This is a genomic window from Paenibacillus sp. FSL H7-0331, assembly GCF_001956045.1.
Map to the genome: position 1 here is coordinate 218,061 of NZ_MRTH01000002.1, position 26,183 is coordinate 244,243.

A 26,183-nucleotide genomic window follows, 5' to 3' on the forward strand; every position below is an offset into this window, starting at 1 on the left:
CTGTTGGTATGCTCCAAGCAAGCTCTTGGTAACAATACTTTGTGTGGTTAATAATCAGCAGGAAAAAGGAGATCATATGACTGTAGCCAAAAGGAATACGTATCGTAAAATGGTACTCATCATCTTTCTCCTGCTGATTCCGATAGCTTGTGTATACATGTATTCGCATCAGGTTAGCGTTCAGGTACTTCGAGATGAGATACAGGGAAATCTGCTGAGTCGTCAGCAGTTTTTTATTTCACAGGTAGATGGAGCTGTTGACCAATTAGCTATGTTTCCTGTCATTGTTGCTCAGGACCCTTTCATCCGTCAATATGTAGATAAGAAAGACAGCGATATCATGGATCGGCTTCGTTTGCAATCACGTGTAATCGAAAAGCTGGGTCTGCAGAGTGTATCAAGCGATTGGACGAATGAATTAAGTATTTATTTATCTGAGGATCGGCAGGCTTTATCTTCCAACATTTTTGTGACCTATAATGATGCTTATATGAAGCAGCCGATCCAGGTGAACTGGTCCTATGATAGAGGAAATGGCAAGTCAGGCAGCGATACATGGGTCCGGCAAATAGCACAGCCTGCGTCCGCTACCACTTTACAGCAGGCTCAAGTTGTGTATGAAGTGCGTTTATATGCGGAAAACATACGCTTGATGCTGGACCACTTCAAAGCAGGTGGCAAAGGGGATCCTTTTCTATATGCGCCTGGACTCGCTGCTATTCATAATCACAGTGTTGATCCCAAGCTGACTCAAGAAGTTATCAAGGATTTGGATCTGAAATCGCTCCAATCAGATTCCGGTAATCGTTTGCTGGATTTGGAGAATGATAAATTTCTGGTCAATTATGTGAAATCCAATACATTGGGTTGGTATTTGGTCGATTATGTGCCATTGGAGCAAACATTACAGCCCATTAATGCCAGTAAGAACTTTTTCTATGTCTCGATGGGACTGCTTCTGATCGCAGGAATTGCTGCCGCTTATTTGTTGTACAGACATGTTCAAATTCCTATCGGCAAGCTGCTGCAAAGCGTTCAGCAAATCAAACGCGGCGATTATTCAGGACGGATTCAATATCAGACTCATAATGAGTTCGACTTTCTGATTCGCCGTTTCAATGAGATGACTGAACAAATGCAGGAGCTGATAGAGACTGTTCATGCAGAGCAGCTGCGTTCTCGCGAGGCTACCTTAAAACAGCTGCAGGCACAGATCAATCCTCATTTTTTATACAATTGTCTTTATTTTATTAGTAACATGGCTATGCTGGAGGATAAACAATCGGTAGTAGAAATGGCTAATAATCTGGGTGATTATTATCGCTATACCACAAGGGTGGAAAGGCAGCTTGTTACTGTCAGCGAAGAGCTGCAGCTCGTTACTAACTATCTGACGATCCAGAATTTACGGATGAACCGCTTGTGTTTCAATATGCAAATCCCGGAATCCATGCTGCAGCTGAAAATTCACCGGTTATTGCTGCAGCCGCTGGTGGAGAATGCAATTGTCCACGGCCTGGAGCGAAAAGTCGGTAAAGGTGTGATCCGAATCTATGGCGAGTCGGATGGTGGGGAACATCGAATTATTGTCGAAGATAATGGCCAAGGGGTTTCTGCAGAACGGCTGAGTGAGCTTCAAAAAACGTTAGATGCGCCCATGTCCGATGAAATAGGCTGCGGTGTATGGAACATCCACCAGCGGCTCCGGTATCAGTTCGGCAGAGAGGCAGGTCTTAGGCTGATGGCTGCGGAGAAAGAAGGCTTCAAAGTAATTGTGATATGGAGGGAATCCCCGGATGTACCAGATCTTAATCGTGGATGATGAAATGCATGTGGTGGAACGTTTGGCGGGAACGATGGATTGGGAATCGCTCGGAGTTGAAACGGTTCACAGGGCGTATTCCGTTCAAGAGGCTTTGGTCCTGCTTCAAACAACGACGATTGATATCCTGATCACAGACATTCAAATGCCGGGTATGACGGGCCTCGAATTAATCGCCATAGTGCGGGAAAAATGGAAACGAACAAAATGTATTTTGTTATCCGGTTATGCCGATTTCAGCTATGCTCAGGAAGCGATTCATCATGGAACCGCTGATTATTTATTGAAGCCTGTATCCGAGGAGCAGGTTCGTGAAACGGTCCAGCGTGTGCTTCAGCAGATTCAAGCCGAATGGGAAGATATTGTTTCCCAGCAGCGTATTCAGCATACACTGAAGGAAAACTTGCCTTTACTGAAAGGGAATCTGTTGAATGAACTGCTGCAGGGAAGAAGATACGGGGCTGATACTTGGAAGCCGAGAATGCGCGAGTTAAGTATTCCGGATTTTCAGGACAGTCCTTTTGCTATGATTATGGTGCGGATGGAAGAGCAATTTTTGCATTATGACGCTCATAGTCTTTCCTTGTTTGAATATGCGGTAAGCAATATTGCTGAGGAATTATTTTCGCCGCATTATGATTTATGGCATTGTAAAGATAGTCATGATTATTTGGTGTTTATGTTGAAATGTAAAACCAGCAGTATCCAAACCGAGGTGCAGCAGCATTTGGAGCGTACATCCAGCGAGCTGCAAAAAGCGGTATCGACGTATTTGAAGGGGAAAATTTCCGTGCTTGTGAGTAACTGGGGTCAATTTCCTGAAGATGTGACGACCCTTTATAATCAAGCCTTGTCGTTATTTCGCAAAAGGATTGGCAGCGAACACAATCTGTTTATGACAGCTGCGGATACTCAGATCAATGATGAACCGTATCGAACCCTGCAGCGGCTGTATGAGCTTCCAACATTAACGCAGTTACTCGAAGCCGGACGCTGGAAAGATGCGAGAGAAAAACTGCTGGCCGTATTCGAAGAATTAAATAACCAATGGTCACAGTCACAAGAGTATGTGCTGGAAGTATTTTTTACCGTGTCTGCTGCCTTTTCTTATATTACTCACAAAAATGGGAAGCAGCTTGCCGAGCTTATGGGCCCGGATTATTATAAGCTGACGGAGGGATTGCCATTTCGTTCGGTAGGGATGCTGCGTGATTGGAGTCTGCGTGTACTTGACCAACTTAAGGCGGATATGGATAAGGAGGTTCAGGATTCACGCTCATTGATCGTTCAGCGTGTGCAGCAGTTTGTTGATCAGCATCTAAGCGAGGATGTTTCCTTGCAAACCATTGCAGATCATATTTATCTGCATCCTGTTTATTTGTCAAAAATATATAAGCTGGAGACGAACCAAAATATTACGGATTATGTGTTTCAGCTTCGTATGGAGAAAGCGGCGTACTTGTTGAAAAACAACCAAGATAAAATCTATGAAATTGCCGAAAAGCTGGGCTATCAGCGGGCACATTCATTTATTCATGTATTTAAAAAGCATTATAGCATGACGCCGCAGGAATATCGGGATATTCATACGGCGGGAAAGTTGTGAATGCATTGAACTGCATTACGCGGGAATCCATACATGGAACGAACAGCCTTGGCCGACCTTGGAGGTTACATGAATCGTTCCATGATGGGATTCGACGATCGATTGGGTAATAGATAGACCAAGGCCCGCGCCTCCATATTGGCGTGCACGTGAGGAATCACTGCGATAAAAACGATCAAATACATAAGGCAGATGGGCTTCACTAATCCCTGGGCCGTTGTCGTTAACTGACAGCAGTACACCCTGATCCTTGTGGGTCAAGGAAACCTCGATATGTCCGGTTTCAGAATCTGTGTGTTGGACGGCATTTTGAAACAAATTGAGAATGACCTGCTTCATATTGTCTGTCACGAATTTGCAGGTCATCTGAGGCTCGATCCGCAAGCTAAGTTTGCGCGTTCCTGCCAATATGTGAAGCTGAGGCTCCATTTCACGAATAACCAAATCTAACGAGCCTTCTTTTAGTAAAATTTGCGGAGTACGGTCGAGCTTAGCTAAGAGCAGCAGGTCATTCACCAATTTATTCAGCCGCGCGGACTCGCTGTGCATGCTTTTGAGAGCTTTATGCAGCTGTTCGGGATTGTTGGCCGCGCCGCGCATGAGCACCTCCAGAAAACCATGAATAGAAGTCAGTGGTGTACGAAGCTCATGTGAAGCATCTGCGATAAAACGATGCATTTGCTCCTGGGTTTCTTTTTCTGCTTGAAAGGAAGCCTCCAACCGCTCCAGCATCCCGTTGAACGATTCGGCCAGTTGATCCACCTCGAGCTGTCCTTGATGAATCGGGAAACGATGATCCAAATTCCCTGCATTGATTTGCTCTACGGTGTTGCCCATATTGGACAACGGCACGAGTGTTTTACGAAGCAAGGGCAAATATCCAAGCAAACCAAACACCATGGCCGCCACTGATAGCAGCAAGAAAGTGAGCATTTGGCGAATGAGCAGCTCTTTGAGCGGGCCTGTCATCGTACTGACCTGCACTAATCCATTCATTTGACCCGGACCGGTGAATATTGGCTGCAGCACAACCAGGTACTCGACTCCGTTCTCATCCAACATAACCCGGTAGTTCAGTTCAGGCTTTTTCCTGAATTTCAACGCATCAAGATATTCCTGAGTATCCAATCGTGGACCATTTTCTATTCCTGAACGGCTTGCCATTGCCGTGTAATTGCCAGCAGCATCAATATAGGCGAGGGACGTTTCCGGCATAAAGAAAAAAGGTGCGCGCGCATTTCCACCCTCGTTCGTCCTGCCGGTTTGCTGCCAAGCGTCGCGAGGTAGCGACAGAATTTGGCTTTGTACACTGGTCGCTTTATTTTTGTAAATAATGTCTTTCATAAATACGTACTGCAGCACCCCGATCAGAACGAGCAGAGCGGCCAGAATGATCAATGAGCGGGACAATAGCTGGATTTTTAACGAGTTTGGGGCAAAAAACTGCTTCCATTTAAATCCAGGTTTCGCAATCATGAAAGATCCACCCGATACCCCGAACCCCGTAAAGTCCGAATCAATTGGCGATCCTTGTCGTTAAGCTTATCTCTCAAGGAACGAATATACACCTCAACAATGTTTTCCTCGCCTCCGAAATCGTAACTCCACACCTTTTCCAAAATCATTGATTTACTAAGTACCAGACCATGATTCAGTACTAGAAATTTTAACAGCTCATACTCTGTAGGCGACAGCTCCAATACCCGGTTCTCCAGGCTAATTTCTTTGCGGCGATCATCAATTCGGAATGGGCCGATGACCACCTCACCAAATAAGTTGGGGAATTGATTACGGATTCTCGCATGAATGCGAGCTAACAGCTCATCGAAGCTGAAAGGCTTGACCATATAATCGTCGGCTCCAAGTGTAAGACCCTTGACCCGATCATCGACTTCATCTTTGGCTGTCAACATAATAACGGCAACATTTTCAGTCTTTTTGAGCATCCGGCACACTTCAAAGCCGTCCATACCCGGCATCATGACATCAAGTATAGCAACGTGCGGTTGAAACTGCTTAATTATATTAATGGCCGCGATCCCATCCTGGGCGCACCTTACTTCAAAGCCTTCATTTTGTAACCCTAATTCCAGAAACTGCAGGATATTCGGCTCATCATCGACAAGCAATATTTTGATACCTTTAAGTGGTTGCATTTGTTAATCCCCCTCAAGCAAGTGTTATCGTAATAGTATCTGTTTCTCAACTGAAATGCCACTGAAAGATAACTGAAAATACGTTGAAAATGTAATCTTCAGCAATTTTTCAGGTAGATTTCAGGTGGCACTCAGGTTAATAGGCTTTAAGAAGAGTAAACTGAGTGACATGGGAAAGATTATCTTAAAAACGGGAAAATATGAGCATTTATTCTGTTTCGCAAAGCTCTTCAGCATCAAATTCAGCGAGCTGCAATAATACATCAATCGATATCCGTATTTAATGAAAGACACAGACGACCCCGACCTTAATTGGTCGGGTTATTGGAGTTTTCTGAACGCCAGCTGAATGTTTGCTGAATGCTTGGTTAGTTAATAGACTAAATCTCTTCAGCAATCTTTCAGTCAATAATCAAGTTCATTTCAGGTATGCCCTTCATAATGAACATATCAGCAAGGCTTAGCAGAGAGAAGAGGTGAAGGTTTATGATAGCCAGCACATCAAATCGCTTTTCAGAAATGTTTCATCGGTTTCATTTTCACGCTTTGAATACGAATGTAGACATTATGATTTGGGCCGAATCACAGGAAATCGCAGTTATTGAAAGACTAGCGGTGGAATGGTTCAGGGACACTGAATTGCGATTTTGCCGAGACTATCCTCATAGTGAATTAAACCATTTAAATACGCTGTCTGGGGAACGCTGCAAGGTTTCGGATCAAATGATGGAGATTTTGGCTCTCACTGAAACGTACCGGAAAGCGACCCATAATACGTACAACCCGTTGGTGAGTTCGTCATCGAATTCACATCTTCAGCTTTCTCTCGATTCGGATTCCAAATCGGTACGCCTTCCGGAAGAAACGACTCTGGAACTGCAAGGCATTGTTCAGAACTGGATTTTATTGCGATTAGCCGATATGTTTCAGCACCGCATGAAGCTCAAGCAGGGTCTGCTTCGTGTCGGTGAGTCCTATAAGGTATGGGGCCGACCTGTTGACAGCTTTGATCCTTGGGTAATCGGGATTAATAAACCAGGGCAAACAAAGGGGCTTATTGCAACAGTATCCCTTTCCGAAGGAGCCATCGCCACCTATTCGACGCAGGACCCGGATGCCATATACTGGAATCAGTGTACGGTTACCGGAATGGACCCGGTTGAATGTGGAATCTGGGCGCAGGCTATAGCGAAGCTCGGTTCGGAAAAAGGATTGTCACTGATAGCTCAGCACGCCGCCTATTGTGAAGTATTATCGATCGATGAGCACAGCAAGCTTCATTATTATGGGGATAAAGCTTCACTTGGTTCCAAATGGAATGAAATTAATGTTGATTATTATCATTAGCAGTTAGGGAGGCAGCTTCATGAACAAGAAAAAAGTGATTATTATCACATTGGCGGCAATATTGGTATGCGGTGGCGGTACATACGCCTATTTAAAAAAGGATACGCTTCTTGGAACGAAGCAGGTAGCTGTGCAGCAAACAACCTACACGGTAAAAAAAGGGAATGTGCGAACAGCGATTTCCGGTACGGCTCAGTTGGAGCCGCAGGATCAGCAGACAATTGTCCCTCCCAAGGAAGGTATGATCAAAACCCTCAATCTGACCAGAAATCAAACCGTGAAAAAAGGCGATTTGCTGCTGGAGGTGTCCGATTCGAGTCTGGATGAAAAGCTGGATTCAGCAAGACTTACATTAAGTGGATATGAGTCGGATATGCAGGATTTACAGACGCAGGCAGGAGCTTTGAAAACCTATGCACCCGCTAGCGGCAAATTAATTTTGGCGACAACGGCCAGCGAGGGAGCCGGCGTATCCAAAACGACCAAGATTGCCACGATTGCCAGTATCGATACGTTAACAGCGGCTCTCCCATTTCTTCAGGAGGAAGCTGGGCAAATTAAAGCGGGTGATTTGATCCAGTTAACCATAGATGGCTATATGCTGACCAAGTCAGGCGTTGTAACGTCCGTATCCCAATCCGTTAAGTCGGATGCCAAAGGTAATCATCTGATTGATGTGAACATTCGCGTGGACAACGATGGGACTATGGATGCTGGACAAAATGTAAAAGGTGCCATTACCGTCGACGGGTTGAAGCTGGAATCCAAAGTACAAGCCGCGCTGCAATATAAAACCTCGGTGAACGTGATGGCTGGCGTTTCGGGTAACATAGATCAAATGGCAATCAAAGAAAACCAAATGGTTAATAAAGGTGATTTGATTAGTACGATTGTGAGTGATACCTTGCAAAAGGATATTACCAATAAACAAAATCAAATTACACAATCCCTGAAAAGCATTAAAGATTTGGAGGATCAGCTGGAAAAGCTGAAGGTTTATGCCCCTTTTGACGGTGTATTCTCCACCGATTTTGTCGATCAGAAGAAAAACGTGCTGGCATCCTATCCGGTTGGAACCACGATAGCCAGCAATGTACAGCTGGGTGCAGTAGCCAATCTGAATACACTGCAGCTTCCGGTCAAGGTAGATGAGCTGGATCTTCCCAAAATCAAGGTAGGCCAGAAGGCAGAGGTTAAGGTGGATGCCATCGCAGGCAAAGTCTTCACTGGCGAGGTAACACAGGTATCCACTGTAGGTACGGTTACGAATGGCGTAACCTTTTATACGGCTGTTGTGACATTAAACAATGCTTCAGAGCTTAAGTACACGATGACCGCGACGGCTGATATTCTCGTTGAAGACAAGAAAGATGTGCTTGTTGTACCTGTAGAGAACGTGAAAACACGCAACGGTAAAAAGACAGTTTCTTTGAAAAAGGCAGATGGAACGATTGAGGCCGAGCATGAGGTGAAAATCGGTGCAAACAGCTCCACGCTCATTGAAATTACGGATGGTTTGGCTGCTGGAGATGTGCTTGTCAATCAGGCATCAGGTGCGCAGCGGAAGCTTTCCCAAACGGAAACCGACGCTTTGAGAAATCAGTACCAGCAAGGCGTGAGAAACGGAAATACAGGAGGAGCTGCAGGTGGCGGTGCTGGTGGTGGTTTCCCAGGCGGAGGATTCCCAGCTGGCGGAGGCGGCCGATGATTATAGTTCGAAGGGACGGTGATAACCAATGAAAATGATCGAACTGACGCAAATTAGAAAAACCTATTTTCGCGGAATTGAAGAGCTTCACATTTTAAAAGATATTTCACTTTCCGTCGGTATTGGCGAATTTGTGGCAATTGTTGGTCCCAGCGGATCGGGTAAATCGACCTTAATGAATATGATCGGTTTGCTGGATGTGCCTACCTCCGGATCGTACAATCTCGATGGAATTGCCACAGAAAAGATGAAGGACGATGAATTGGCGGGTTTACGGAACCGTAAAATCGGTTTTATCTTTCAGCAATTTAATCTGCTGCCGCGGCTGACAGCTATTGAAAATGTGGAGCTGCCAATGATTTACGCCGGTATCTCCAAAAAAGAGCGTAGAGAAAAAGGGATGCAGACGCTGGAACTGCTCGGTATGGCACAACGTTCCCATCACCGTCCAAGCGAATTATCGGGTGGGCAGCAGCAGCGGGTAGCCGTTGCCCGTGCCTTGGCCATTGGTCCTTCCTTACTGCTGGCGGATGAGCCTACCGGAGCTCTGGATTCCAAGACCGGGCAAGAGGTACTGGAATTGATGCTGCATTTAAATGAAATGGGTAACACGATCGTATTGATTACCCATGATCTGCATATTGCCGAGAATGCGAAGCGCATTGTCACCATAAGAGATGGATTAATTGTCAGTGATATGGAGAACGAGCCTGAGTTGCGACAAGTGAAGGCGCTGGAGGCAACACTATGAGAATTACGGAATTGCTGCGGATGGCGCTCAAAACCGTGAGTGCCAGCTGGATGCGAACATTACTTACGATGCTGGGTGTTATTATAGGTGTAAGCTCTGTGGTGACACTGGTAGCGATCGGGCAAGGAACATCTGCTCAGATCGCCAAGCAATACGAAAATATGGGTACGAACCTGCTAGTGGTGAATTTATTGAATACGGGCCGTGCCACACAGCTGGATTATCAGGAAATCATGACCTTTGAACAATTTCCTGAGATCAGCGCGATGGCCCCAACCGTTACTTCCAACATCAATATCAAATACAACACAACGCAAGACTCTTATACGGTCATGGGGTCCAATGAAAGGTACATGACCATTTTGAAGGCTTCACTTAAAGAAGGACGTTTTATCACGGAATCCGATCTGGATCTGCGAACGAATGTAGCTGTTCTCGGCACAACGGTTGCCAAGGAGCTGTTTGGAAATGTCGATCCGTTGGATAAACAGATTAATATCAATGGCTTTCAGTTCACAGTCGTAGGTGTGCTGAATGCGAAGGGCTCCACGATTGGCGGGGCTTCTGCGGACACTTCTGCAATCGTTCCGCTCACTACAGCGCAACGTCAGCTGAACCTGGGCGCTATAAGGACGACATATGTTGAAGCGACTACGAAAGATGACATTACCAAAGCACAGTCGACCTTGACTTCATTCCTGATCTATAAGTTTAAAAACGCCAACGGTTTTCGATTTACGAATCAAGACCAGCTATTATCAGCAAGTACAGAAGCCTCGAACACGTTAACGAGCCAGCTGGTCAGTGTTGCGTGTATCTCCCTCTTGGTTGGGGGCATAGGGATTATGAACATTATGCTGGTTACGGTGAGTGAGCGTACGAGAGAAATAGGTATCCGTAAATCAATCGGTGCCAAGCGTCGAAACATTTTGCTGCAATTTCTTTTTGAGGCTGTCGTAATCAGTGGATTGGGTGGGATAATCGGACTCGCTTTAGGTGTTACTCTTGCTAAGTTATTGCCTTATTTTAATCCTAAGCAGTTAACGGTTGTTTCTTTTGATATCAGCTTGTATGCATTTTTGTTCTCGGTTCTGGTCGGTGTCATTTTCGGCTTGTATCCTGCGAACAAAGCTTCCAAGCTTCGGCCGATCGACGCTTTACGTACCGATTAATTTATACAAAGAAGAGAGTACTCAAGATGACGCTTACGAAGAAAAGTTTGCTTTGCAAACTCAGATGATGCTTACGAAGAAAAGTTTGCTTTGCAAACTCAGATGACGCTTACGAAGAAAAGTTTGCTTTGCAAACTCAGATGACGCTTACGAAGAAAAGTTTGCTTTGCAAACTCTAAGGAGGAATTACAACATGGTTGTTCAATTACCTGATGGGAAGCTGTTACATAAGGGGCGCATTGCGGTTCTTATCGTATCGATACTTTGCTTGATATTTTACTCATGGTCTACTGTGATTACTTATGCGGGTAAAGAAGGCGTGTTTATTAACAATTCGGTTTATTTTACGCTGGAGGAGGTTTCAATTTCCAAAGGTGCTGACTCACAGATGATGCGATTCAATGTCAAGCTTAACAATGATGGCGACACTGTAGTTGATTTTAATCAGTACGGAATTAAAGTGACCTCAACCGCAGGTGGCAGCTATTATGCACAAATGAGTCAAGCGGCTGATGCCCTGGTTTCACCGCACACTGCGGCAGGCTACTATTATGTAGCAACAATTCCCGGGTCACTCCAAACAAGTGATTTAAAGGTTACCGTATTTCAGCGCAGCGGTTCCAGCACACAGGATGTTGGCTCCCTTTCTGTAGCGAATGCAGATTCGTTAGGTGAGCAGGCTCAGCAACTGCTGCTGAATCTGGCTGAGGTAGACACCTCGTTGACCACAAGCTCGTATGTATCCATCGAGGCGATCAAGGCGATTACCGTACCTCAGGATGGGAAATGGACCATACTGATAGACGCAGCTGTAACCCCGACAGGCTCAGAGACCATTACACTGCCCTCAGGATTAAAATATTTGCTTCGTGATGGTCAAGGCAGAACCATGGTACTGGCATCCAATGCTTTAGACGGCAGCTCCATTAACGCAGGTCAAACCAAGCATGTATTGTTAACTGCCACAACGGATTCTGTACCGGTTACCGATAAAATGTCATTGGAGCTTTCGCTCGATAATACTGGTATTAAATCATTTGGCAAACTATCGTTGTCTTCCATATTTCAACTAGTTAAAATGGGTGATCGTACTCCTTACCTTGTTCAAGGCCGGACAGGTGTTACATTGGAGCTGCAAAAAGCGGAGGAACAGTTGATCTCCACTAAAAAAGGGGCATTAGTTACGGCTGTTATTCACAACGATAGCAAGAGCACCTTGCAGACACCTTCATTATTAGGCACATTAATCTCCAGTGATGCAGCGCTATCTGTGAGTGCAGAGACCGTTGTCTCGCCAGAGGCATATATTGCGCCTGGAGAATCCGGCATTTACCGATTCGCAGTTGTATTGCCAGAAGGGATAGCAGCAGATAAGCTTCAATTCCTGGTATCCGATACTGGCAAGGTTTCAGGAACGGGAACTGCTTCCACATCCAACAACTCATCTGCATCGAATTCAACCAATACGAACACATCAGGTTCAACCGGAGCCTCGACGACTAACTCGTCGACAACAAATTCATCAACAACCGGTGCTGCCACGAACACGACAACAAACAGTAATTCTTCATCTAACAATTCATCTAACTCGTCGTCGGCTTCTCAATCGAATAGCACTTCATCGATTACAAGTTCGTTGCCAATAGCGATAGTTAGTTTGCAAGAAGGGCTTGCTGCTGCTTCCAATCTGAACTCCATTCCACAGTATGAGTTGGGACAGCCATTCACTTTCTCTACTGGCAGCCATGTCATTGATAATAATCTGGATGTTTCCATGGTGGAGTTGAATGGGCATACCAACGCTGACAATGGTTATCAGACCGTCATTGCCAAATTTAAATTTTTGAACAAAAGTAATGACACGCTGGCATTGCCAACGTTTGACACGACTTTAACAGATAGCTCGGGAACTATCTTCCCGGGAACACGTCAAACAACATCTCTCACGCAGTTGATTCCGGATTCAGCTTATGTATACAGTTATTCGTACATGCTGCCGCCATCGGCACAAGGAAACTTTAAGTTGAGTATTCTGGACAGCTCCAATTCATTAAAATTAAAGCTGCCTATCGCCGATTACAAGGTGGCAGTCAATCAAGCAGGTGAGGATGATCCCACTGCAGTGAGTAAGAAGCTATCATTCTACCCGTACACAGTAAATATTGAAGAGTGGAACTTGTCATCCGTGTTCAGCTCCAATGCTTATACGTATAAGCTTAAACTGAGTCTTGATATCCAAAAGGCTGCAGAGGTTATTGTCGATAATACATTCGCTCAAATGGAATTCGAGCTTGTAGACGGCAGGGATCGAGTCTTGGGAAGTACGACTCAGCAGCTGCAGGGTACAGGTAAATTAATCAACGGAACGCAGACGATCACCTTTACCGATATCAAGTCTGAGCAGCTCGATTATCCGTTGACTCTTCACATTTATGAGGACATCACTACTCCAACTGGAGTCGCCAAACGGTTGATTGCTACCTTTAAACAATAACATAGACTTAACTCAGCGGCTCTTGATGCAGATATCTGCTTCAAGGGCCGGTTTTTTTATGGTTATGGAGCTTTGGTGAATAGCAGCATGAATACCCTGAGCAATGGCGACGTAGCCAATGAGCTCAGGGTATACTTATACAATGCAAATAGGGTAGAAGTTAACGACATAAACCAAACAATGAATAAAGCTAACGTGAAGCTTGTGGTAATGGTTGCTTAATGATGTCTATTATGGGAGAGGGATGTCGCTATTTAGCTATGTTAATTAGTGACCGTATTTCTATGGTTTGGACGATAATTACCATGTCCAGGGAGATTGGCCCCACGGCCATTCCAATTTACGGGTGGGTTCATATTTATAAACAGCACCATTCGCAATTGCCAATTGGTTGCGTATTTCTTTGCGTTGTTCACACAATTCATCATGCTGGGTTAATGCATTTGCATCCTGGGGATGTGAGTCCAAATATAAAATCATGTCGACTAAGGCAAAATCGACTGCTTCCAATTGCTCTAATAATTCGCTGCTGTTTGCTTTAGATGACGTTTTCATAGGATTAGCTCCTCTTTTATATTGTAATGTTCTTCTAAGAAATATATAAACCTTATGCAACCATTTAAAACAGCCTGAGAATTATTAACACCAATTTGATTTATTAGCTCAACTATTGTCGCATGGAATTATATGAACATGTGTTCGCATAAAAGGTGGAAACGTGTTATAATAGCAAGAGCTACATGCATTATGCACATCATGTTATTGAAAGGAAGCGTACGAATGTTATGACGGGACGTACCCATCTGATTGTAAGCACAGGAGTAACTATGTCCGTTATGCAGCTAATTGGGCAGGGGGTTACACTGCCGGGCTTTGCCGTTGCATTGATCAGTTCACTGCTTCCTGATATTGATGAACCCAACAGCCTATTGTTGCAAAAGACGGTTCCCAATTCCTTGATCTTGAAATTGAAGTGGCTGCTCGCAGCTATCGGGGTAGGGTGGACCGTATATGCTTACCTGCAATCCTTTTTTCTTCCATACAGTTATGGGATCGGGATCTTGTTAATCGCGATTTGTTTGGCCAACCATCGCTTGTTTCGTCAATTGCTGATGGCTGCTCTTGGTGGTTTGCTGCTGTATCTGGGCGCTGATGGCGGTCCGTGGCTGGCTTCAGTCGGAGCGCTGCTTATGGTTTGCTCTGTGCTTCCGCACCGCGGCTTGACACACTCGATTTATGGAATTTTAATCTGGGGCGGTTTGCTCTATGCAGCCTCTGTTCAGTTGGCCATTCCATTGTGGATAGCAGGTGCAGTTTCTTATACGCTGCATTTGCTCTGTGATATGTTAACGAAGCATGGTATACAGCCGATTCCTCCATTCAAGTGGAAGCTCAGGATTCCGATGATGAGTACAGGCAAGTTCAGCGGCTTTCTGGTGGAAAATGTGTGTATCACGCTCACGCTGGTCCTGCTATGGAATGCCTTTGTAACTCCCTTGGGCAGCCAGGTAAGAGCGATCTGGGACGCGTTATGGTTTCAATTCGGTGGCATGTAGGAAATGTTAATTGCTATAGTTACCCTCAGGTAAGTTGATAAAGCTACGGTCAGTTATTTTAAAATGAAGATCTTAAGGATATAATGATTTGGAACCAATAAAGAATATACGGATGCACAGGATGCATACATAGAAGCGGAGGCGTACTAATGAATTCCTTTCAATTTCAGAATCCAACTCGTATTATATTTGGAGCTGGTACTGTAAACAAGCTTGGCGAGCAGTTGGCCGAATATGGAAAAAGAGTACTATTGGTATATGGCGGCGGTAGTATCAAAGCCAATGGGTTATATGATCAGGTTCAGCAGCAGTTGCAGCAAATCGGAGCCGTCGTGCATGAACTATCCGGGGTAGAGCCAAATCCTCGTGTATCAACAGTCCGCAAAGGCATTGCGCTGTGCCGCGAGCATTCACTTGACTTTATATTAGCCGTAGGCGGCGGAAGTGTTCTTGATGCAGCCAAAGCGGTTGCTGTGGGTGTTCCTTATGAAGGGGATGTATGGGATTTTCTGATGCACAAAGCTCAAATCACATCAGCTTTGCCACTCGGAACCATTTTAACTCTTTCAGCAACAGGCTCGGAAATGAACGGTAATTCCGTTATTACTAACTGGGAAGAAAATCTTAAAAAATCTTTCGGAAGTATTCATGCTTATCCGAAATTCAGCATCCTGGACCCGACCTTGACGTATTCAGTGCCTGCCAACCAAACGGTCAATGGGATTGTCGACACGATGTCTCATGTCTTCGAGCAATATTTTTCTCCAACAACCAATACGCCACTTCAGGAGCGGTTGTGTGAGTCCATTCTGCAAACCGTTATCGAGAATGGAGAAATTGCACTGAAACAGCCTGACAACTATGAGGCACGGGCGAACCTGATGCTCTGCGGAACCTATGCACTGAACGGTGGTATGATCAGTGTCGGTATGCAAAACGATTGGTCGACACACATGATCGAGCATGAAATCAGTGCTATTTATGATATTGCGCATGCAGAGGGCTTGTCAATCGTATTCCCTAACTGGATGAAATATGTATTTAACGCACGTCTTGATCGTTTCGTTCAATTTGCCGTACGTGTGTGGCAGGTTGATCCGGCAGGCAAGACCGATGAGGAAATTGCACTCGCAGGTATTCAAGCGACACGCGATTACTTCACAAGAATTGGTGCACCTGCAACTCTTGGCGACTTGAAAATTAACGGAAAAGAGCTTGACCGGATGTCCAAAGAAACCGTTCGTTTCGGTTCGGTTGGTTCGTTCAAAAGCCTGGACGCGGATGCAGTTCATGAAATTTTGGAATTGAGTTTGTAATTGCTACTAGGAGAACCAGCATGAGCACTTTGAACAGCACGACGCCTTCCAGGGCGCAGCATATTATTTTTATTGTGGTTACGGTATCCTTCTGGGCATCACTGTACACGTACGTCCCGATTCTGTCACCTTATTTAGAGCACTTGGGCGCATCCTACAGTTTTGCCGGATTGGTATTGGGAAGCTATGGTCTTGTGCAAATTGTGCTTCGCTTGCCACTCGGGATTGCTTCTGACCGGTTGAAGGCGCGAAAGCCTTTTATGATGCTCGGGATGCTGGCGACCTCGCTAAGCTGCCTTTGTTTTGCTTGGGGTGAGCATATGGGCTGGGCACTTGCCGGAAGGATCATGTCCGGGATCGGTGCTTCCACCTGGGCGGCGTTTACCGTACTATATGCAAGTTATTTCAGGCAAGAGCATATGACGAGAGCTATGGGGCTAATCAGCTTGTTGACGGCAGCTGGGCAGCTGCTGGGGATGAGTATCAGCGGTTATTTGGTTGAGGAATGGGGATGGAGCGCTACCTTCTGGGCAGGCAGCTTTATCGGTATAGTCGGCTTGCTGGTGAGCGTAGCCATTCGTGAACCGAAGCAAAGTATTGCGCTGCAGCCGATTCGGCTGAGCGGCTTGCTTCAGGTGATGAAGGAGCCCCTTTTATTAAAGGTTTCTATGCTGTCGATATTGGCACATAGTGTTCTATTTATTACGATGTTTGGCTTTACACCTTCGCTTGCCATTGCTCTTGGAGCCAATAAGTTTGATTTAACCTTGCTCGTATTTGCTTTTATGATACCACACGCGATGACCTCCTTCTTATCGGGGAGAGTACTCGCACCCAGATTTGGGTCTTGGCAGGTAGTAGCGGTTGCATTTGTATGCAGTGCTTTATGCACTGTGGTGATGCCTTTGGTTAACAATTTTTCTATGCTGCTCATTACACAAATATTTAACGGTTTTTTTCAGGGTCTTCATTTCCCTTTATTGCTGGGGCTCGTTATTCAGCATATCCAGCCGGGGAAGCGTGCAACAGCGATGGGATTTTATCAAGCTGTTTACGCAACCGGAATGTTTGCCGGGCCCTTTATGGCTGGATGGCTCAATGAATTTGGTGGTCTGAATAGTGGATTTTATTTTGCAGGCATCCTTGGCTTTGTAGCTGCGGCTTTGACTTGGATCTGGAAGAAATCGCAGGCTGAACATGAGCTTGGTTAAGTAAGCTATGAAATACACACAACCCCCGATTCCATTTCAGGAAATCGGGGGTTATTTTTGTGCAATTATTGATTATTTCCCGGGTAAGCGCACAACTCGATAAAACAGTACGAGCTTCGACATTTTAGTTCCAGTTCACTCCAAGAATCAACAGATTAAGCAAATATATCATATAGTTAGCGCTTTCAATCGCCAACATCGGTGATCAGGGAAATAATTTTTTGCAGCCGGATGTACTCATTTTTCTCTAGTCCTGGTCGGAAATAGCTGTACAAATAGGCAGCCTCATCAAAGCTTAAGGCGGGATGGCAAACAATTTCCTGAATAGAGAGCGGATTATCGATCAGAATTTGCCATTCACCTGCTCGGTCGGTTAGTGGAATCCTGGCCATAATATCGGATTTAATGGTTACGATCTGTCTCAACTCATCCCAGATGTGAAGCCAGGAAGGACTGAATACGCCGGGCTCGGGAAATAAACGCTGCCCTTTATCAAGCCAGCCTATAACCTGTTCAATCTCCGCATCCTGCATAAACTTCAGCTTGTGCTTGATCCCCTCCAATAATTGATGAAAAGCGGAATAGCCTCCGTTGTGCACCATTTGCTGATAATCAGCCTGCTCCTGCTCTGACTCCGCATAAATCAAGCTTTCCCAAGCACTAGATATCATCATTTCGTTCAACCCCTTGACGTGGATAAATGCACCATTTGGTTTAAATTTAGTATAATTATGAATTTGATAAAAGTCTAGATAAGCCTTAGAAGTAGAGAGCGATCACGGAGCGGACTGCTTGAGCTTCTGCCTACGATTAGCAGTATAAATGCCTGTGAGGATCAGTGCAGCTCCTACAAAATGGTAGATGTGAATACTTTCTCCGGTAAAGGCTGTAGCAAAGATGGTACTGAATAAGGGAATGAGATTGAGGAATCCGGCACAGCGGGCTGGTCCGATGAGCGCAATCGATTGATTCCACGCCGAGAATGCGACTAAGGAAGCGAATACCCCAATATAGACGATACCTGAGCCGATACCAAGTGAAATATGCAGTACAGGCTTAACGAGCAAGACCTCAACAACAGAAAGAGGAATTAGCAGTGCGACAGAAATGATAATTGTATATACAAATAACGCTTGAGCCGGAACCTGTTTGGCAGATCGCCGCATTCCGACGGAGTATAACGCCCAGCATAAAATCGCCGCAAGCATCCATAGATCACCTTTATTAAAGGAAAGACTGACAAGTACATCCCAGCTGCCGCGGGTGATCATCCACAGCACACCCAACATGGATAGACCTATGCCCGGTATGGTTTTCAAGCTGATTGGCTCTTTCAACATCACCCACGAAACCATAATAATCAAAATAGGTGTAGCCGCATTCATAACCGCCGCGTTGATTGAGCTCGTATATTGCACAGCAATATATACAAGCGTATTAAAGCCTGCAACTCCGGTTAGCGATAGGAACGTGAGCATTTTCCATTTTTCCAGAAATAGGGCGCGATGCTTCCAGGCTTCCTTGGCATATATGGGTGTTATTACGATTAACGCAATACACCAGCGCAATGTGGCTAATAGAATGGGTGGGATATCCGCCACAAGTACTTTTCCAACAACAAAATTCCCGCCCCACAGACAGGTCGCCAAAATTAATAACATATAGGGTGATCGCCAGTTCATGATTGTGGAACTCCTTTTCTTGCCGCGTATAAGTGACATTAGTGTAAATGCAAACCGTGAGGAATTGCAAGTTATTTGTATTGTGCAACAATAGGTTCTTATTGACCATTAAATGTTCGATTCATTCGTCTTATAATTGAATTACCAAATGTACCCAAAGGTGGGGTTGCGAATGAAAAAAGTGTGGTACCAGCGGATGTTATGGTCGTATATTCCGATGTTTATGATTGTTGTCTGCTTTTTATTTTTCGTATTTTTCCAGACACTGGCAGAGCAAAATAAGAAGGACCTGTCTATGGCTAACCAGGTATTTACCCGGCAGGTATTGTACTATATTGACGCTACATTGCAATCCATTGATTATTTGGTTATTAATGAACTGTTGAATAATGAGCTGTTCAAGCAGTTTTTTGAAGAAACGGATTCTGGCGACGTGCTGTTGAACTACAAAATTGCCGACAAGATCAAAAATTTGAAGCAGATGAATCCGTTGATTGATTCGATCTATCTGGTGCGTTACCATGACCAGTTTGTGTATAACGGCAATATTCTGAATGGCAGAGAAAGCTTTACGGACGCTGCTTTTGTTGATCAAATGAAACGGGATGCCTATCCGAATCAATGGTCAAATTTGCGTAAATTTCGAGAGTTTGTAAGGATGGATACCAAATCTGTTGTCAGTCTGGTTCGCCATTCCCCATCTAATGTAGAAAAGGGTGTGCTTGTCGTCAATGTGAGTACGGCCCAGCTTCAGAAAAAGGTATTGGAGCTGTATCATAACTCATTTCGGTTTGTAAGTTTGTTCGACCGGAATGGGGAGCTGCTGTTCGATGACGGTCACAGTCTGGATTCACAAATAGAGGACAACCAGATGATCTCGGCCGAAGCCTCTACATACACTGGCTGGGTCATACGCAGCGGCTTGATGGCGGGGACGCTGATCAGTGTGGCCTCTACAGTTTCGGGATTCTGGATCGTTCTGGGAATCATAGCTTTTACACTCGGCATGATTTCGATTTTATATGTCACACGTAAAAACTATAAGCCGATCGACGAGCTGCTCTCCCGTATTCATGCCTATTCGCATCCGATGAAACCGATTATAGGTGGAGATAAGATAGATGAATTTAAGGTGATTGGCACCGCTTTGGGAAGTTTGATGGAGCAATCCAATCGGATAGCCCAGCAGTATGAGGATGAGCTGCGAGTGCGTAAAAAATTGTTTTTCCACGAATTGCTGAGAGGCGCACCGAAAATTCAGCTGCCTGAATGGAGCACTCAAATGCGCAGACTCCAGATGAGCGATACGTTTGAGCAACAGCTCGTTATTGTCGCAGAGATTGATCGGAGCACTGATTTTATTCAGGCTTATAGCGAACACGATCAATATTTGATTAAATTCGTAATGGCAAGCGCTTTCAAGGAGGTGATGGATAGCCATAGGATACCGGTTTGGATTGAATGGACGTCAGATCACCAGCTCAGTGCCATTGTAAGCAGGCCGAATGAGGAGGAAGCTACGAACGATCTGATTTTTGCTGCCTGTGAGCAAGTTCAGACTTGGTTAAAAGCTAACCTCAAATACACGGTCACGATGGCATTGGGTACGATAGCAGAGCAGCCCGTTGATATTGCGCATTCCTACAAAGCAGCGTTGAGATCGTTGCAATATAAGGCCGTGCTTGGTCATAATCGAATTATTCTACAAAAGGATTTGGAGCTTCACTCCCAGGAGGATCGACTCAAATATGTTCAGCTTTTGCTTAAAATGATTGAAAGCTTCGGTATATATCAAGAAAAATGGCAGCAGTGTCTGGAAACCATTTTTTTCGAAATGAAAAAAGATATGCTTTCCAGGGAATTTATTCTGATCGTGTTGAATGATTTGATCTGCTCTTTAAAAAAGGAACTGAGCAAAATGCCGAAGACCGGCAACTGGTTGGAGGAAGGAGAGCTGGAGAGACTAGAACAGGCAATGGTTCAGTTCGAAACGTTGGAGGAAATCCAAGAGCTGTTTACCGAAGTTCTGAATAGTTGGTTTCAGCGTGTGGAGGCATTCCATAACCGTGCTCAGCTTCATGATTTACTTAGGGAGCTTAAACAATATATTGAGCAGAACTTTATGAACCCGGAGCTGTCGCTTGACCATCTAGGACAGCAGTTTCGCATGAATGGCAAATATATCAGCTATGTATTTAAAGAAGAGTTCGGGGAAAAATTTATCGATTTTCTGACCCAAATTCGTATGCGACAAGCGCAGCAATGGCTGTGTGAGACCGACTGGCCTATTCAGGATATTTCCGAAAAGGTAGGGTATGCCAACTCGATCTCATTTCGCCGAGTGTTTAAAAAACATTCGGGTGTATCACCCGGAGATTATCGCAAGGTGAAAAGTGCTTATAAATGATCTTTTTCAAATTATTTCTTGCAGGAACAGCTTTTACTTCCGCGCTTCTCAATACAGCAAACCATTCGTTAACAAGAACCTCGTCCACAGCTACTTGTTGTCTCATGATATAAAACCTGACGTAAATAACCGTCGTTCATTATTAAGAAGACTACATAATGCATATCTCCAGCTACGCATAAATCAAGTGATACGAATTAAGTATGGTCTGCGAAAATCGCTTGCAGCAGCCGTTGTCCTTGCAAAAGAAAACAGTTTGCCCACAGGAAAATGGATTGTTGATCTATAACCAACGGACCTCTAAATTGAGAATAAGCATTACGATCCCAACTTTTGTAAAATTTAAAATCAAGCAAAGGAGGCCAACCCCACCAGCGAGTCCCAAAGGGACCATGCGTCCCCGAAAACACACAGTCTCATCACTAGCATCACACAAAAGTAAAATGCCGTGCCAACGCTGTAGAACCAACAACAATACAGCGAGTCCCAGAGGGACCATGCGTCCCCGAAAACGCACAGTCTCGCCACCAGCATCACACAAAAGTAAAGCGCGTCCTGTAAGGGACGGAGCGGGCCAAACCGCACACAGCCTCACCACCAGCATCACACTAAAAGTAAAGCGCGTCCTGTAAGGGACGGAGCGGGCTAATCCGCACACAGTCTCGCCACCAGCATCACACCAAAAGTAAAGCGCGTCCTGTAAGGGACGGAGCGGGCTAATCCGCACACAGTATCGCATACCACCAAGGGAGTCCAGAGGGCCAAGCCCTTTGGGGCCCTCCCTTAGGGGAGGGTTTGGGAGGGGGAGCTTTCCATTAAAAGACACTGGCAACTGTATCTAATCGTCATTCTTCCGCTGCTGTACCTGATCATCTTCAAGTACATCCCAATGTTTGGCGCCCAAATTGCTTTCAAGGATTACAACGTAGTCAAGGGAATGTTGGGGAGCCCGTGGGTGGGGTTGAAGCACTTCGAGCAGTTTTTTCAATCACCGAATTTTCCGGTTCTGATCCAAAATACATTGTTTTTAAATCTCTATGCCTTGCTAGTGGGGTTTCCGGCTCCGATTATATTGGCACTGGCACTGAATGAGCTGCGGCAGGGTCTGTTCAAAAAAACGGTTCAAATGGTCACCTATGCGCCTTATTTTATTTCTACAGTGGTAATGGTTTCCATGATTATTATCTTTTTATCTCCACGAGTCGGTTTTGCTGGAAGTGTTTTGAAAGCGTTTGATATGGAGTCCGTGAATATTCTCGGGCTGCCGGAGTTGTTCAGGCACATTTATGTGTGGTCAGATGTTTGGCAGCATACCGGCTATGGTGCAATCATTTACATGGCTGCACTGGCAGGGATCAATCCGCAATTGTATGAGGCGGCTAAGGTGGACGGGGCATCGCGCCTGCAAAAAATATTCAACATCGATATTCCTGGAATAATGCCCGCAGCGGTCATTTTACTAATTTTAAACGTGGGTCAATTAATGAATGTCGGATTTGAAAAAGTATTTCTGCTGCAAAATCCGCTGAATACCGGTACGTCCGAAGTGATATCTACTTATGTTTACAAAATCGGCTTGATCGGCGCCAACTTTAGCTTCTCTGCAGCAATTGGCTTGTTCAATTCAGTAATTAACCTGATTCTGCTGCTGTTTGTGAACTTCATCGCCCGAAAAAGTTCCGAAACCAGTCTATGGTAGAGGAGGCCTGAGACCATGTCCAAATCGAATGCAATTCGTGAATCCCATGTGGATAAGCTTTTTCTGGTTTGTATTTATGTATTCCTGGGGGCTGTGCTTGTAAGTGTACTGTACCCGCTTGTATACATTGTAAGCTCCTCCTTCAGTTCTCCGCAGGCGGTAGTCTCGGGAAGAGTGTGGCTGTTTCCGGTTGATTTTAGTCTGGCAGGCTATGAGGCTGCGTTCAAAAATCCACAAATTATGATCGGCTACCGCAATTCCGCCTTGTATACGATCGCCGGCGTCTGTATTAACATTATTTTAACGGTAATGCTCGCGTATCCATTAGCAAGAAAGGATTTTAAGGGCCGGAATGTGATCATGGTGCTGCTGGTCATTACGATGCTGTTTAACGGTGGGCTGATTCCCTACTATATGACGGTGAAAAGTGTAGGGATTCTCAATACGCCATGGGCGATGCTGCTGCCGCAGGCAATGGCGGTGTGGCAGGTGATTATTGCCAGAACTTTTTTTCAAACGACGATACCGGAGGAATTGTATGAGGCTGCAGAGCTTGACGGGTGCAGTGATCTACAATTTTTGTTGAAGGTTGTGCTTCCCTTATCGAAGCCGATTATCGCTGTATTGGTGCTGATGTATGCAGTGGGCCATTGGAATGCTTATTTTGACGCGCTAATTTTCCTCAAATCCTCCAATCTGTTTCCGCTGCAAATCATATTGCGCAATATTTTGATTCTTAACAACATTGACGCTTCTTCGATGATGATCGATGCCAATCAAATGGCTGTTAGAGAAGGTCTAAAGGATTTGCTAAAGTTTTCCCTGATCGTTATATCCAGCTTGCCTGTGCTGATTTTGTATCCTTTTATTCAAAAGCATTTTGTCAAAGGTATTATGATCGGGTCCCTTAAGGGATAAATTGATATGAGGGAGCGTTGTTATGAACAAAACAATCATGGCAGGCTGTGCATGGGCTCTAAGCTTGATGCTGCTGGTTACGGCTTGCAGCGGCAATCCAGAAGGGGATAAGGAAGCGGTGCCTAAGGATGGCAATGCCCCGATAACTTTGTCTGTGTTCAGTGGACAGCGGGCAGATGTGGAAAATTTGGAGACGAATACATTCAGCAAATATGTTGAGAACAAACTGAATATCAAGTTCAAATGGGAGGTTGTTCCCAATGCCGGTCTGAATGACAAAAAACAGCTGCTGCTGGCAAGCGGTGATTATCCGGAGCTGTTTTTGGATGGAAATTTAACGCAGGCTGAGCAGCTGAAGTATGGGCAGCAGGGTGTGTTTATTCCTCTGAACGACCTGATCGATCAATATGCGCCCAACGTAAAAAAAGCGTTCAAGGACATCCCTTATTTACAAAAGGGGATTACGGCGCCGGACGGTAAAATATACTCGATTCCGCAGATTAACGAATGTTATCATTGCTGGTATGCACAAAAGATGTGGATCAATACCAAGTGGCTGGAAAAGCTCGGTTTAAGCATGCCAACCACGACTGAGGAATATTATCAAGTATTGAAGGCTTTCAAAGAGAAGGACCCTAACGGCAATGGCAAAGCAGACGAAATTCCGCTTAGCGGCGCAGGTGATCCGGCTACATGGCATGGCAATATTGACGGATTTCTGATGTCGGCATTTATTTATAACAATTCAGCAGATTATTTCACAATGAAGGATGGCAAGGTGGATTTTGCACCCAATAAGCCAGAATGGAAAAAAGGCCTGGAATATATGAACCGTCTATACAAGGAGGGTCTGATCGATCAAGCCTCATTTACACAAAATCAGGATGGCTTGAAGCAGCTGGGCAATAATCCCGATACGGCGATCCTTGGCTCATATACGGCGGGGCATATCGGGATGGTCGTCGATACGGCTCCCGGTAAAACACGGCATAAGGATTATGATGCGGTTCCGCCACTCAAAGGGCCGGATGGTGTGCAGCTGAGCGGGTATTTTGCAGGGGTTGGTAACGGGACGTTTGCCATTACAAACAAAGCGTCGAAGGAAAAAGCGATAGCAGCCATGAAGCTCGCCGATTATATGTATACGGAAGAAGCTGCTTTGTTATCGATATTTGGACCGGAAGGAAAATGGTGGTCCAAAGCCAAGCCAGAGGAGAAGGATGTTCGCGGACGTCCGGCCAAATATATAACGGCACCGGAATTTGATTCGATTCAACAGCAAAATGAGCACTGGAGCCAGATGGGTTCGTCGCTGCGGACGCGTGATTATCGGGAATCGTTTGCCGTGCCTCAGGATCCACTCGGAAATGGCGGTTATGAATATCGGCTGTATTTGGCAACGCAAAAGTATGAGAAGTACCAACCGAAAGAGATGTATCCGATAAGCATCTTCATGGACCCTCAGGATGCCGATGCAGCGAATCAGCTGAGGACAACGATCAATGCCTATGTCAAAACGTCGATGGTCGAGTTTATTATTGGCCGCAAAAATCTCAATAATGACTGGGATGCCTATGTGAAAGGGCTTGATGGTCTGAATCTGCCGCAATATATGAAAATTTACCAAAAAGCCTATGACAGCGTTTATAAGAAATAAAGATCAAACGAGTTTTGACTTTAAATGAAGCTTTGTGTAGCATAGAAATTACCGACAAGCTATAGAGGCAACTGTGGAAATAATAGGAATAACAATTGAAGGGAGAAGTTCAGTATGTACGATATTATTGTAATTGGAGCAGGTCCGGCAGGGTCGAGTGCGGCGTTATTCGCGGCTAAAGCAGGGAAGAAAACATTGGTTATTGACAATGATCAAAGTATTACCAAACGTGCCTGGGTTGAAAATCACTATGGTGTTTTGGAAATAGCTGGACCGGACCTGATTGAATTAGGGAAAAAGCAGGCTGCCAAGTTCGGAGCCGAATTTATTACTGGTAAAGCCATTAAAATCGCCAAAGCATCAGACGGCTTTCAAGTCGAGACCGAAGGCGCGCACTATGAGGGCAAGCATCTCATTCTGGCAACGGGTGTACTTACCGACCTTGCGCAGCAAATCGGGATCGAAACAAAACCGGCAACTGAACCTCGCATCAAAACGATATATGCAACTACACCAGAAGGCAAAACTTCAGTTGAAGGTATCTGGGCAGCGGGAACAGCAGCAGGCGTGAGTGTGCATACCATCATTACTGCTGGTGATGGCGCGAAGGTAGCGATTAATGTCATTAGTGAAATCAACGGTGAGCGTTATGTTGATCACGATATGATTAAATCCTGATAA

Annotated in this window: 20 protein-coding genes; 15 read left to right on the forward strand and 5 right to left on the reverse strand. The window is 45.1% G+C overall.

Going from position 1 to position 26,183, the window contains the following annotated elements; genetic code table 11:
- The first annotated feature begins 76 nt into the window (after nucleotides 1–76).
- Both BK127_RS03710 and BK127_RS03715 read left to right on the forward strand, forming a co-directional pair.
- Entirely contained in the window at nucleotides 77–1,822 is a 1,746-nt protein-coding gene (locus tag BK127_RS03710; protein ID WP_076228651.1) for a sensor histidine kinase, read from the forward strand.
- Complete coding sequence (locus BK127_RS03715; RefSeq protein ID WP_076228652.1) at nucleotides 1,797–3,428, forward strand: response regulator transcription factor; 1,632 nt, start codon at nucleotides 1,797–1,799, stop codon at nucleotides 3,426–3,428. The genes BK127_RS03710 and BK127_RS03715 overlap by 26 nt, the downstream gene beginning before the upstream one ends.
- Before the next feature lie 15 nt (nucleotides 3,429–3,443).
- Here BK127_RS03715 and BK127_RS03720 read toward each other — a convergent pair whose 3' ends face one another.
- Both BK127_RS03720 and BK127_RS03725 read right to left on the reverse strand, forming a co-directional pair.
- A complete protein-coding gene (locus tag BK127_RS03720; protein WP_076228653.1) occupies nucleotides 3,444–4,904 on the reverse strand; it encodes a sensor histidine kinase in 1,461 nt (486 codons plus the stop codon).
- Nucleotides 4,901–5,584: a response regulator transcription factor gene (locus BK127_RS03725; protein WP_076228654.1), complete on the reverse strand. Its 684-nt coding sequence runs from the start codon at nucleotides 5,582–5,584 to the stop codon at nucleotides 4,901–4,903. Before BK127_RS03725 ends, BK127_RS03720 begins: the two co-directional genes overlap by 4 nt.
- Nucleotides 5,585–6,070: 486 nt before the next feature.
- Between BK127_RS03725 and BK127_RS03730 the strand changes: the two genes are divergently transcribed.
- The 5 genes from BK127_RS03730 (at nucleotide 6,071) to BK127_RS03750 (ending at nucleotide 13,056) form a co-directional block, all read left to right on the forward strand.
- Nucleotides 6,071–6,931, forward strand: a complete 861-nt coding sequence (locus BK127_RS03730) for an FAD:protein FMN transferase (RefSeq protein WP_076228655.1) — start codon at nucleotides 6,071–6,073, stop codon at nucleotides 6,929–6,931.
- A gap of 19 nt (nucleotides 6,932–6,950) precedes the next feature.
- Nucleotides 6,951–8,639, forward strand: a complete 1,689-nt coding sequence (locus BK127_RS03735; protein ID WP_076228656.1) for a permuted SH3 domain-containing protein — start codon at nucleotides 6,951–6,953, stop codon at nucleotides 8,637–8,639.
- A 28-nt stretch (nucleotides 8,640–8,667) separates the two neighbouring features.
- Nucleotides 8,668–9,390, forward strand: a complete 723-nt coding sequence (locus BK127_RS03740) for an ABC transporter ATP-binding protein (protein WP_076228657.1) — start codon at nucleotides 8,668–8,670, stop codon at nucleotides 9,388–9,390.
- Nucleotides 9,387–10,562 carry an ABC transporter permease gene (locus BK127_RS03745; protein WP_076228658.1) on the forward strand — a complete coding sequence of 392 codons (1,176 nt, stop codon included), beginning with the start codon at nucleotides 9,387–9,389 and terminating at the stop codon, nucleotides 10,560–10,562. Before BK127_RS03740 ends, BK127_RS03745 begins: the two co-directional genes overlap by 4 nt.
- 193 nt (nucleotides 10,563–10,755) lie before the next feature.
- Nucleotides 10,756–13,056: a hypothetical protein gene (locus tag BK127_RS03750; RefSeq protein ID WP_076228659.1), complete on the forward strand. Its 2,301-nt coding sequence runs from the start codon at nucleotides 10,756–10,758 to the stop codon at nucleotides 13,054–13,056.
- A gap of 300 nt (nucleotides 13,057–13,356) precedes the next feature.
- Here BK127_RS03750 and BK127_RS03755 read toward each other — a convergent pair whose 3' ends face one another.
- Nucleotides 13,357–13,611: a spore coat protein CotJB gene (locus BK127_RS03755; RefSeq protein ID WP_076228660.1), complete on the reverse strand. Its 255-nt coding sequence runs from the start codon at nucleotides 13,609–13,611 to the stop codon at nucleotides 13,357–13,359.
- A 185-nt stretch (nucleotides 13,612–13,796) separates the two neighbouring features.
- Between BK127_RS03755 and BK127_RS03760 the strand changes: the two genes are divergently transcribed.
- The 3 genes from BK127_RS03760 to BK127_RS03770 all read left to right on the forward strand — a co-directional run bounded on the left by BK127_RS03760 (nucleotide 13,797) and on the right by BK127_RS03770 (nucleotide 17,139).
- Nucleotides 13,797–14,612, forward strand: a complete 816-nt coding sequence (locus BK127_RS03760) for a metal-dependent hydrolase (RefSeq protein ID WP_256711161.1) — start codon at nucleotides 13,797–13,799, stop codon at nucleotides 14,610–14,612.
- 149 nt (nucleotides 14,613–14,761) lie between these two features.
- Nucleotides 14,762–15,928: an iron-containing alcohol dehydrogenase gene (locus BK127_RS03765; RefSeq protein WP_076228661.1), complete on the forward strand. Its 1,167-nt coding sequence runs from the start codon at nucleotides 14,762–14,764 to the stop codon at nucleotides 15,926–15,928.
- Between the two features lie 20 nt (nucleotides 15,929–15,948).
- On the forward strand, nucleotides 15,949–17,139 hold the full coding sequence (locus tag BK127_RS03770; RefSeq protein ID WP_076228662.1) for an MFS transporter: 1,191 nt from the start codon (nucleotides 15,949–15,951) through the stop codon (nucleotides 17,137–17,139).
- A 185-nt stretch (nucleotides 17,140–17,324) separates the two neighbouring features.
- On the opposite strand, the gene BK127_RS03775 is transcribed toward BK127_RS03770, so the two are convergent.
- Both BK127_RS03775 and BK127_RS03780 read right to left on the reverse strand, forming a co-directional pair.
- Nucleotides 17,325–17,813 carry a hypothetical protein gene (locus tag BK127_RS03775; protein WP_083689032.1) on the reverse strand — a complete coding sequence of 163 codons (489 nt, stop codon included), beginning with the start codon at nucleotides 17,811–17,813 and terminating at the stop codon, nucleotides 17,325–17,327.
- Between the two features lie 102 nt (nucleotides 17,814–17,915).
- A complete protein-coding gene (locus tag BK127_RS03780) occupies nucleotides 17,916–18,821 on the reverse strand; it encodes a DMT family transporter (RefSeq protein ID WP_076228663.1) in 906 nt (301 codons plus the stop codon).
- 172 nt (nucleotides 18,822–18,993) lie between these two features.
- On the opposite strand from BK127_RS03780, the gene BK127_RS03785 reads away from it, so the two are divergent.
- From BK127_RS03785 to BK127_RS03810, 5 genes are all read left to right on the forward strand, one after another.
- Nucleotides 18,994–21,228, forward strand: coding sequence for a helix-turn-helix domain-containing protein (locus BK127_RS03785; protein ID WP_076228664.1), 2,235 nt, complete (start codon nucleotides 18,994–18,996; stop codon nucleotides 21,226–21,228).
- A gap of 814 nt (nucleotides 21,229–22,042) precedes the next feature.
- Nucleotides 22,043–22,927, forward strand: a complete 885-nt coding sequence (locus BK127_RS03795) for an ABC transporter permease (protein ID WP_076228666.1) — start codon at nucleotides 22,043–22,045, stop codon at nucleotides 22,925–22,927.
- Between the two features lie 15 nt (nucleotides 22,928–22,942).
- Entirely contained in the window at nucleotides 22,943–23,845 is a 903-nt protein-coding gene (locus BK127_RS03800) for a carbohydrate ABC transporter permease (protein ID WP_076228667.1), read from the forward strand.
- 22 nt (nucleotides 23,846–23,867) lie between these two features.
- Nucleotides 23,868–25,502 (forward strand): ABC transporter substrate-binding protein, encoded by a 1,635-nt coding sequence (locus BK127_RS03805; protein ID WP_076228668.1) that lies wholly within the window; start codon nucleotides 23,868–23,870, stop codon nucleotides 25,500–25,502.
- 114 nt (nucleotides 25,503–25,616) lie between these two features.
- Nucleotides 25,617–26,180, forward strand: coding sequence for an NAD(P)/FAD-dependent oxidoreductase (locus BK127_RS03810; protein WP_076228669.1), 564 nt, complete (start codon nucleotides 25,617–25,619; stop codon nucleotides 26,178–26,180).
- The last annotated feature ends 3 nt before the right edge of the window (nucleotides 26,181–26,183 follow it).

Coding starts and splice junctions, on each gene's coding strand:
- BK127_RS03710 (WP_076228651.1), top strand. CDS start 77: ATGACTGTAGCCAAAAGGAATACGTATCGTAAAATGGTACTCATCATC.
- BK127_RS03715 (WP_076228652.1), top strand. CDS start 1,797: ATGTACCAGATCTTAATCGTGGATGATGAAATGCATGTGGTGGAACGT.
- BK127_RS03720 (WP_076228653.1), bottom strand. CDS start 4,904: ATGATTGCGAAACCTGGATTTAAATGGAAGCAGTTTTTTGCCCCAAAC.
- BK127_RS03725 (WP_076228654.1), bottom strand. CDS start 5,584: ATGCAACCACTTAAAGGTATCAAAATATTGCTTGTCGATGATGAGCCG.
- BK127_RS03730 (WP_076228655.1), top strand. CDS start 6,071: ATGATAGCCAGCACATCAAATCGCTTTTCAGAAATGTTTCATCGGTTT.
- BK127_RS03735 (WP_076228656.1), top strand. CDS start 6,951: ATGAACAAGAAAAAAGTGATTATTATCACATTGGCGGCAATATTGGTA.
- BK127_RS03740 (WP_076228657.1), top strand. CDS start 8,668: ATGAAAATGATCGAACTGACGCAAATTAGAAAAACCTATTTTCGCGGA.
- BK127_RS03745 (WP_076228658.1), top strand. CDS start 9,387: ATGAGAATTACGGAATTGCTGCGGATGGCGCTCAAAACCGTGAGTGCC.
- BK127_RS03750 (WP_076228659.1), top strand. CDS start 10,756: ATGGTTGTTCAATTACCTGATGGGAAGCTGTTACATAAGGGGCGCATT.
- BK127_RS03755 (WP_076228660.1), bottom strand. CDS start 13,611: ATGAAAACGTCATCTAAAGCAAACAGCAGCGAATTATTAGAGCAATTG.
- BK127_RS03760 (WP_256711161.1), top strand. CDS start 13,797: ATGCATTATGCACATCATGTTATTGAAAGGAAGCGTACGAATGTTATG.
- BK127_RS03765 (WP_076228661.1), top strand. CDS start 14,762: ATGAATTCCTTTCAATTTCAGAATCCAACTCGTATTATATTTGGAGCT.
- BK127_RS03770 (WP_076228662.1), top strand. CDS start 15,949: ATGAGCACTTTGAACAGCACGACGCCTTCCAGGGCGCAGCATATTATT.
- BK127_RS03775 (WP_083689032.1), bottom strand. CDS start 17,813: ATGATGATATCTAGTGCTTGGGAAAGCTTGATTTATGCGGAGTCAGAG.
- BK127_RS03780 (WP_076228663.1), bottom strand. CDS start 18,821: ATGAACTGGCGATCACCCTATATGTTATTAATTTTGGCGACCTGTCTG.
- BK127_RS03785 (WP_076228664.1), top strand. CDS start 18,994: ATGAAAAAAGTGTGGTACCAGCGGATGTTATGGTCGTATATTCCGATG.
- BK127_RS03800 (WP_076228667.1), top strand. CDS start 22,943: ATGTCCAAATCGAATGCAATTCGTGAATCCCATGTGGATAAGCTTTTT.
- BK127_RS03805 (WP_076228668.1), top strand. CDS start 23,868: ATGAACAAAACAATCATGGCAGGCTGTGCATGGGCTCTAAGCTTGATG.
- BK127_RS03810 (WP_076228669.1), top strand. CDS start 25,617: ATGTACGATATTATTGTAATTGGAGCAGGTCCGGCAGGGTCGAGTGCG.